Source organism: Accumulibacter sp. (genome assembly GCF_016789985.1).
Classification (GTDB): Bacteria; Pseudomonadota; Gammaproteobacteria; order Burkholderiales; family Rhodocyclaceae; genus Accumulibacter.
In genome coordinates, this window is sequence record NZ_JAEUOL010000091.1 from 1 (window position 1) to 7,624 (window position 7,624).

The 7,624-nt window shown below is 63.5% G+C and carries 9 protein-coding genes; 5 read left to right on the forward strand and 4 right to left on the reverse strand.

All coding sequences use genetic code 11. The features are described from left to right. Positions 1-519: ribose-5-phosphate isomerase RpiA (rpiA, locus tag JNK99_RS05505; RefSeq protein WP_291849806.1), on the reverse strand; the 519-nt coding region annotated here is incomplete at its 3' end. A gap of 299 nt (positions 520-818) precedes the next feature. On the opposite strand from rpiA, the gene JNK99_RS05510 reads away from it, so the two are divergent. Continuing rightward, positions 819-1,193 carry a diacylglycerol kinase gene (locus tag JNK99_RS05510; protein WP_291849809.1) on the forward strand — a complete coding sequence of 125 codons (375 nt, stop codon included), beginning with the start codon at positions 819-821 and terminating at the stop codon, positions 1,191-1,193. A 31-nt stretch (positions 1,194-1,224) separates the two neighbouring features. On the opposite strand, the gene ftsX is transcribed toward JNK99_RS05510, so the two are convergent. From ftsX to ftsY, 3 genes are read right to left on the reverse strand one after another with little or no spacing between them, the layout of a single operon-like run. Further along, positions 1,225-2,124, reverse strand: coding sequence for a permease-like cell division protein FtsX (ftsX, locus tag JNK99_RS05515; protein ID WP_291849811.1), 900 nt, complete (start codon positions 2,122-2,124; stop codon positions 1,225-1,227). Next, positions 2,121-2,810, reverse strand: coding sequence for an ATP-binding cassette domain-containing protein (locus tag JNK99_RS05520; protein WP_291849813.1), 690 nt, complete (start codon positions 2,808-2,810; stop codon positions 2,121-2,123). The genes ftsX and JNK99_RS05520 overlap by 4 nt, the downstream gene beginning before the upstream one ends. Next, positions 2,807-3,802 carry a signal recognition particle-docking protein FtsY gene (ftsY, locus tag JNK99_RS05525; RefSeq protein WP_291849815.1) on the reverse strand — a complete coding sequence of 332 codons (996 nt, stop codon included), beginning with the start codon at positions 3,800-3,802 and terminating at the stop codon, positions 2,807-2,809. The genes JNK99_RS05520 and ftsY overlap by 4 nt, the downstream gene beginning before the upstream one ends. Before the next feature lie 96 nt (positions 3,803-3,898). On the opposite strand from ftsY, the gene JNK99_RS05530 reads away from it, so the two are divergent. The 4 genes from JNK99_RS05530 to coaD are packed head-to-tail and all read left to right on the forward strand — an operon-like array spanning position 3,899 to position 7,621. Further along, positions 3,899-5,266 carry a pitrilysin family protein gene (locus JNK99_RS05530; RefSeq protein ID WP_291849818.1) on the forward strand — a complete coding sequence of 456 codons (1,368 nt, stop codon included), beginning with the start codon at positions 3,899-3,901 and terminating at the stop codon, positions 5,264-5,266. 10 nt (positions 5,267-5,276) lie between these two features. Then, the gene (locus tag JNK99_RS05535) at positions 5,277-6,572 is read left to right on the forward strand and encodes a pitrilysin family protein (RefSeq protein ID WP_291849821.1); all 1,296 of its coding nucleotides are present in this window, start codon (positions 5,277-5,279) and stop codon (positions 6,570-6,572) included. A gap of 4 nt (positions 6,573-6,576) precedes the next feature. Further along, positions 6,577-7,131 (forward strand): 16S rRNA (guanine(966)-N(2))-methyltransferase RsmD, encoded by a 555-nt coding sequence (rsmD, locus tag JNK99_RS05540; protein WP_291849824.1) that lies wholly within the window; start codon positions 6,577-6,579, stop codon positions 7,129-7,131. Continuing rightward, a complete protein-coding gene (coaD, locus tag JNK99_RS05545; protein ID WP_291849827.1) occupies positions 7,124-7,621 on the forward strand; it encodes a pantetheine-phosphate adenylyltransferase in 498 nt (165 codons plus the stop codon). Before rsmD ends, coaD begins: the two co-directional genes overlap by 8 nt. Positions 7,622-7,624 lie beyond the last annotated feature (3 nt).

Sequence of the window (7,624 nt, forward strand, 5' to 3'; positions counted from 1 at the left end):
CCCTTCCAGGTCGATGATCAGGTTGCCGTTGTCGGTGACGAAACCTTTGCGCAACAGCGGTTCGCCGCCGATGCGCGTCAGCTCGCGCTGCACATGGGCGAGCGCCATCGGAATGACTTCGATCGGCAGCGCGAAGCGGCCCAGGACCGGCACCAGCTTGGATTGATCGGCAATGCAGACAAACTTGCAGGCGACGGCAGCGACAATCTTTTCGCGTGTCAGTGCGCCTCCTCCTCCCTTGATCATCTGCATTGCCGGATTGATCTCGTCGGCGCCGTCAACGTAGATGGGCAGTTGGTTGACCTCGTTGAGATCGAAGACCGCGATGCCGTGTTGCTCCAGCCGTCTTTTCGTCGCTTCGGAACTTGCCACCGCACCGCGGATCCGGTGGCTGATCGTCGCCAATTCGTCGATGAAACAGTTGGCCGTCGAGCCGGTACCCACGCCGACGATTTCTCCTTCGATGACGTGGCTGATGGCGGCGCGTGCCACGGCCTTCTTGAGTTCGTCCTGGGTCATCGGTGGCCTCCGCCTTGGTCGAGGGGGTCATTGTAGCGAAGCCGCGGCCTCCCCGAAACGGGGAGCCGCCACGCTGGTCCATGCCGCTGCAGCCGTGGATGATTCCGCGTCGCTTCGTTTGTTGCCGCGGTTCTTGGTCGCAGAGCAGCCTCCTTGCAACGATGCCGGGCGTTCGCGCTTCAAAGCCGCCTGACGACGTCTTGCCAGGGTGCCGGGTGGAGCTTGGCCGGCGCCGTTCGACGAGGTGAGCGGTCAATTCGGTATACTGCGCGGCATTCGATGACGGCAAAGGGAATCGTGTGACTGAAGAGAGCCCGTTCAAGGGGCAAACCGGGTTGCGGCGCTTGTGGAATGCACTGCACTACTCGCGTGCCGGGCTGCGCGCGGCTTATCTCGCCGAAGATGCGTTTCGCCAGGAGGTGCACCTGGCGGCTCTGCTGGTGCCGCTGGCCTTCTTTCTCGCGCCCGGCGGTATCGGGCTGGCACTGCTGATCGGCAGTGTACTGCTGGTGCTGATCGTCGAGTTGCTCAATTCCGCCATTGAAGCCGCCGTGGACCGGATTTCTCTCGATCGCCATCCGCTCGCCAAGCGCGCCAAGGATATCGGCAGCGCAGCGGTGCTGATCGCCCTGCTCAATGTGCCCGTGGTCTGGGCCTGCGTGCTGTTCGGCTGAGTTTCGCCGCTGGTCTTCCGGTGCGGTCGTCTCAGGCGAAGCGCCGCAAGTGAGTCAGCACCGAGATCTTCGCACCCAGCCAGCCGAGGGCGCCACCGATGGCCGTGAGGGCCGTGATGTCCACCGCCGATAATCCCTGTAGTGTAAAGCTGGTGCCGTAGAGTTGCGCCAGTTCGGCGACCGGTGGCGTCAGCAGGTAGAAACCGCCGCCGACCAGAATGGCCGCACACAATCCACCCAGCGCACCCTGCAGCATCCCGAAATAGTGCAAGGGTCGTTGGATGTAGGTATCTGTGGCGCCGATCAGTTTGGCCACTTCGATCTCCGCTGCTTGGGCAAGGATTTGCAGGCGGATGGTGTTGAAGGTGATGGTCACTAGCGCGCCGGCAAAGAGGATGGCGAGCAGTATGATGACCAGTCGGCCGAGCCGGAGGAGCGCATCGAAGCGTTTGACCCAGGCTGAGTCGAGCTGCACGTGTGTTACCTTTGGCCAGGAAGAGAATGTCTTGGCCAGACGTTCGAGCGCCTCCGGCTGCGCATCGGATGGTGTCACGACATAGGCGTCGGGCAAGGGGTTGCGCGGCAGGCTGGCGATGATCTCGGCCATTCCCTCGGACGATTGCAGGCGTTTGAGCGCTTCTTCGCGCGGCACGTAGCGCCATTTGCCTGCCCTGGCGTCCTTGAGGCGCGCTTCGATGTCGGCGACCTCGCGCTTGCCGGCATCGAGGCTCAGGAAGATGCTGATCTGCTGCACGCCCGGGGTATCTCCGGTCAGGTGACGCAGGTTGTCGATCGCCAGCCAGCCAGCGGTCGGTAGAGTCAGCGCGACGCCGATGACCAGCAGCGACAGCAGGGAGTTGAGCGGTGCCGCCGCCAGGCGGCGCAGTGCGTCGCGCAGGGCGGCCAGATGCTGGGCCAGCCAGGTGCTCATGCAACGCCACCGTCGATCGGCCCTGCCTGCTGTGGCTCACTCATCTGGCCGCGCTCGAGTTGCAGAATGCGTGGCCGCAGGTCGGGAAAGTCCAGCGAATCGTGAGTGGCGATCAGAACGGTCACGCCGACTTGCTGAAAGGCGCGAAAGATGTCGAGGATCTCGCGCGCCGAGTGAGCGTCGAGGTTGGCCGTCGGTTCGTCGGCCAGGATCACCGCCGGGCGGTTGACCACCGCGCGGGCAATCGCCAGGCGTTGCTGCTCGCCGCCCGAGAGCGCGATCGGATAAGTCTTTTCGCGATTCGGCAGACCGACCTTGGCCAGTGCCGCCTGCGCCCGCTTGACCGCTTCCTTGGCGGGATGGCCGACGATGGCCAGGGGCAACAGCACGTTGTCGAGCACCGTGCGGTCGAACAACAACTTTCGATCCTGGAAGATCAGGCCGAGCTTGCGCCGCAGGTAGGGAATCGCGGTCGGGCCGAGCGCCGCGAGGTTGTGGCCGTTGATCACGATGCTGCCCGAGGTTGGTCGCTCGATGGCGGCAAGGAGTTTGAACAGCGTCGATTTCCCGGCGCCGGAGTGGCCAGTCAGAAAAACCATCTCTCCGGCGGTGATTTCGAAGCTGACCTGACGTAACGCCTCGCGGCCTTCCGGGTAGCGTTTGGTCAGGTCGTTGGCAGTAATCACTCGAACAGCGCGTCTACAAAATCGCGGGCTGTAAATGGCCTGAGATCGTCTATCCCTTCGCCGACGCCGATGAAGCGAACCGGCTTCGGACATTGCCGGGCGATGGCGGCGACCACGCCGCCCTTGGCCGAACCGTCGAGCTTGGTGAGGACCAGGCCGGTGACCTGGATGGCCTTGTCGAAGGCCATCACCTGTTGCAGGGCGTTCTGGCCGAAGGTTGCATCGAGCACCAGCAAGGTCTCGTGCGGGCCGGTCGGATCGGCTTTCCGGATGACGCGGCGGACCTTGGCGATTTCGTCCATCAGATGCATCTGGGTAGGCAGCCGACCGGCGGTGTCGGCCAGGACGATGTCGATGCTGCGTGCCCTGGCGGCGGCGATGGCGTCGAAGATGACGGCCGCCGGATCGCCGGACTGTTGCGCAATGACCGTTACATTGTTGCGCTCACCCCAGGTTTGCAACTGCTCGCGGGCCGCTGCGCGGAAGGTGTCGCCAGCCGCCAGGAGGACCGACAAACCCTGCGCCTGAAAGTACTTGGCCAGCTTGCCGATCGAGGTTGTCTTGCCGGCGCCGTTCACTCCGGCCAGCATGATGATGAACGGACGATGGGTGCGCAGATCGAGGGGTTCCTCGAGCGGCAGCAGGAGTTCGTAGAGAACCTCCGACAGTGCCCGCTGAATTGCTTCCGGGGTATCGAGCCGGTCGCGTCTGGCACGTACTTTCAGATGGTAGAGCAGGTGCTGCGTCGCATCGAGGCCGATATCGCTGCTCAGCAGCAGGGTTTCCAGATCCTCGAGCAGTTCGTCGTCAACCTTGCCGCGCGAGAAGATCGACTTCAGCCTGCCGCCGAATTGGGCGCGCGTGCGCGCCAGGCCGGCTTTCAGCCGCAAGCGCCACGGTGCGGGAGTGTTTGCCGGCTCGGCGCTCTCGCCGATGCCGGCGTCCGGTGCCGTGGGTGTCTGACCGGGGGACTTCTTGAGGAAACCAAACATGGGGCTTGTGTGTCTCAAAGGCGCTTGGATGCGTTGGCGATGGTAAGATGCCGGCCCAGTTGCCCGACACCCCCGAAATTCTATCAGAAGCCACCGATGCCCATGCACTGCGCAAGATCGTCTGCCCTGCTGCTGCTTCTGGCAGCGCCTCTCGCCACTCTCGCCAACCCCTACGAAAGGCAACTGGCCAATGGTTTGCGGGTCATCGTCAAGGAGGATCGTCGTGCTCCCACGGTGGCGCACATGGTCTGGTATCGTGCCGGCAGCATGGACGAAACCAACGGCCGGACCGGCGTGGCGCACGTCCTCGAGCACATGATGTTCAAGGGCACACCGACGGCCGGACCGGGCGAGTTCAATCGCCGTGTGGCGGCTGCCGGCGGACGTGACAACGCATTCACCAGTCGCGATTACACTGCTTATTTCCAGCAGGTGCCGAAGCAGAAGCTGGCGGAGATGATGCAGCTCGAGGCCGATCGCATGCGCCACTTGACGCTCGATGACAAGGAGTTTGCGCAGGAGATCAGGGTGGTCATGGAGGAACGGCGGCTGCGCACCGACGATCAGCCTCAGTCACTGTTGTTCGAGCAGCTCAATGCGGTCGCTTTTCAGGTGCACCCCTATCGCGTGCCGATCATCGGCTGGATGAACGATCTAGAGAACATGACGGCGAGCGACGCCCGCCATTGGTACGATAGCTGGTACGCGCCGAACAATGCCTATGTGGTGGTGGTCGGTGACGTCGATCATCAGGCCGTTTTCGGACTTGCCGAGCAGTACTACGGTGTGTTGCAGGCCCGCCCCTTGCCGGTCAGGAAGCCGCAGGAAGAGCCGTCCCAGGTCGGTGTCCGTAGGCTGACGGTCAAGGCGCCGGCCGATCTGCCTGTGGTGATGATGGCCTACAAGGTGCCGGTGATTCGCAACGTCGAACAGGATGTCGACCCCTATGCGCTTGAAATGCTGGCGGCGGTGCTCGCCGGACATGATGCCGCCCGCTTTACCCGACATCTGGTGCGTGAACAGCGGCTGGCGGTGAATGCGGTGGCCGGTTACGATTCGACGACGCGCGGTCCGGGCATCTTCCACCTTTACGGATCACCGAGTGCCGGGAAAACGCGTGCCGAGCTGGAAGTCGGCCTGCGCGCCGAACTGGCGCGCGTCCAGCAGGACGGTGTGGCCGCCGAGGAACTGGCGAGGGCCAAGGCTCAGCTGATTGCCGGACAGATCTACAAACTGGATTCGATCTTTGCCCAGGCGATGGAGATCGGGCAACTGGAAGCGGTGGGGGTGCCGTATACGATGAACCGGCGGATGATCGAAAAGCTGCAGGAAGTCACTGCCGAGCAGGTTCAGGCGGTAGCCCGGAAGTATTTTCGTGACGAGCTGCTGACGGTCGCCGAACTCGATCCCCAGCCCCTGCCGCAGACGCCGCTCGCTCGCTCGCCATTTGCCCCCCGTCACTGAGAGCCGATCGATGAATACTTGCCGGCTGCTGATTTTCCTGTGCCTTGCCTTGACTGCACAGTTGACCCAGGCAGGCCCGAAGATCGAACGCTGGCAGACTCTGGCCGGCACCCGGGTCCTCTTCGTCGAGGATCACAGCCTGCCGATCATCGATGTCGAGGTCGATTTTGCCGCCGGTGCTGCGCATGAAGGGGCCGGGCAGGAGGGCGTGGCGGGCTTGACCCGATCACTCATTGATCTCGGTGCCGGTGGCATGGATGAAACGCAGATAGCCAGCCGACTGGCGGATCTGGGCGCCAGGCTTTCGGGCGGCGTGGATCTGGACCGGGCTTCGCTGACCCTGCGCACCTTGTCGATGGTAGACAAGCGCGGTCCGGCGCTCGATCTGTTGCAAGCCATTCTGAGCCGTCCGACCTTTCCGGTCGAGGTGCTGGCGCGCGAGAAGGCACGTTCGGTCGCCGCGCTGAAGGAGGCCCTGACGCGTCCCGACACGATTGCCAGCAAGGCGTTCTGGTCAGCCATGTATGCGGAGCACCCGTATGGGCGACAGGCCACTCCGGAGTCGGTGAGTACCTTGCAGCGTGCCGATGTCCTGGCCTTTCATGCGACGCACTACGGCGCGGCGCGTGCCAGCCTGGCGATCGTCGGCGATTTGACACGCTCCCAGGCCGAGGCGTTGGCCGAACAGCTCACGCGTGGTCTGCCGGCCGGACCGGCAATCGGCGACCTTGCCGCGCCGCGCTTGCCGATTGCCGGCGAACAGCGGATTGAGCACCCGGCGGCGCAGGCCCATCTTCTGATTGGCATGCCCGCACTGAAACGCGGTGATCCGGACTTTTTTCCGCTCGCCGTCGGCAACTATTCGCTGGGCGGCGGCGGCTTTGTGTCGCGCCTGATGAAGGAGGTGCGCGACAAGCGGGGCCTGGCTTACAGTGTGCACAGCTACTTCCTTCCGCTGCAGCAGTTGGGGCCGTTCCAGATCGGTCTGCAGACCAAGAAGGCGCAGGCCAATGATGCACTGAAGGTGACGCGTGAAGTGCTGGTTGCGTTCCTCGAGCAAGGGCCGAGTGAGGTCGAGTTGCAGGCGGCGAAACAGAACCTGATCGGCAGTTTCCCGCTGCGCCTCGACAGCAATCGCAAGATTCTGGAGAATGTGGCGATGATCGGTTTCTACGACCTGCCACTCGACTATCTCGACCGTTACCCGGAAAACATCGAACGGGTGACGATAGCTGAAATCAGGGCCGCATTCGCGCGGCGGGTGCGGCCGGCACATCTGGTGACCGTGGTGGTCGGCGGAGAGTAAGGTTCTGAACTCACTGCGCATCATTGGTGGAGAGTGGCGGCGGCGGGTGCTGCGTTTTCCCGACTTGTCGGCCTTGCGGCCGACGCCGGACCGCGTGCGCGAGACACTGTTCAATTGGCTGGGACAGGAGCTCGACGGTTTGGCCTGCCTGGACCTGTTCGCCGGCAGCGGGGTGCTTGGTTTTGAGGCGATGTCGCGTGGTGCGCGTCGTGTGGTGATGGTGGAGCATTCGCCGAAGGTGCTCGCCGCGCTCGAAGCCAACGCCCGGGTTCTCGCTGCCGACAGCCGCCTGGAGATCGTGCGCGCGGATGCGGTAAGATTTCTCGCTTCGTCCGGTGCACGCTTCGACGTGCTGTTTCTCGACCCGCCTTATCGAGCGGACTGGATCGCACGGCTGGCGCCGATGGTTGGCGGGGTCATGGAGGCGGGTGGCGTCATCTACGCCGAGGCGGAAAAGGTCCTGGAGGGCTGCGGTGAGTGGCGCACGGTGCGCCACGGCCGCGCCGGCCGGGTGTTCTATCACTTGATGCGGCGAGGCGAAGCGGATGGCGCTGAATAAGCGGGTGGCAATCTATGCAGGAACCTTCGATCCGATGACGCGTGGTCATGAGGATCTCGTTCGGCGCGCGACCTGCCTGTTCGAGCGGGTGATCGTCGCGATAGCTGTCAACCAGCCGAAGAGGCCTTTCTTTTCGCTGGCTGAACGGGTGGAGATGGCGCAGGAAGTTCTGGCGCCCTACCCGAATGCCGAGGTCTGCGGCTTCGACGGCCTGCTGATGGACTTTCTGCATGCCAGGGGCGCGAAAGTGATCCTCCGGGGTCTGCGGGCGGTATCCGACTTCGACTACGAGTTCCAGTTGGCGGGAATGAACAGAAATCTCTACCCCGAGGTGGAAACGGTGTTCCTTACTCCGGGTGAACAGTATCTGTTCATTTCGGCCACCATGGTGCGCGAAATCGCCGTTCTCGGCGGCGATGTGAGCAAGTTTGTCCAGCCGGCAGTCCGTGCGCGGCTGGCCAGACGTGTCCGAGAACTCTCAACGATCTGAAGG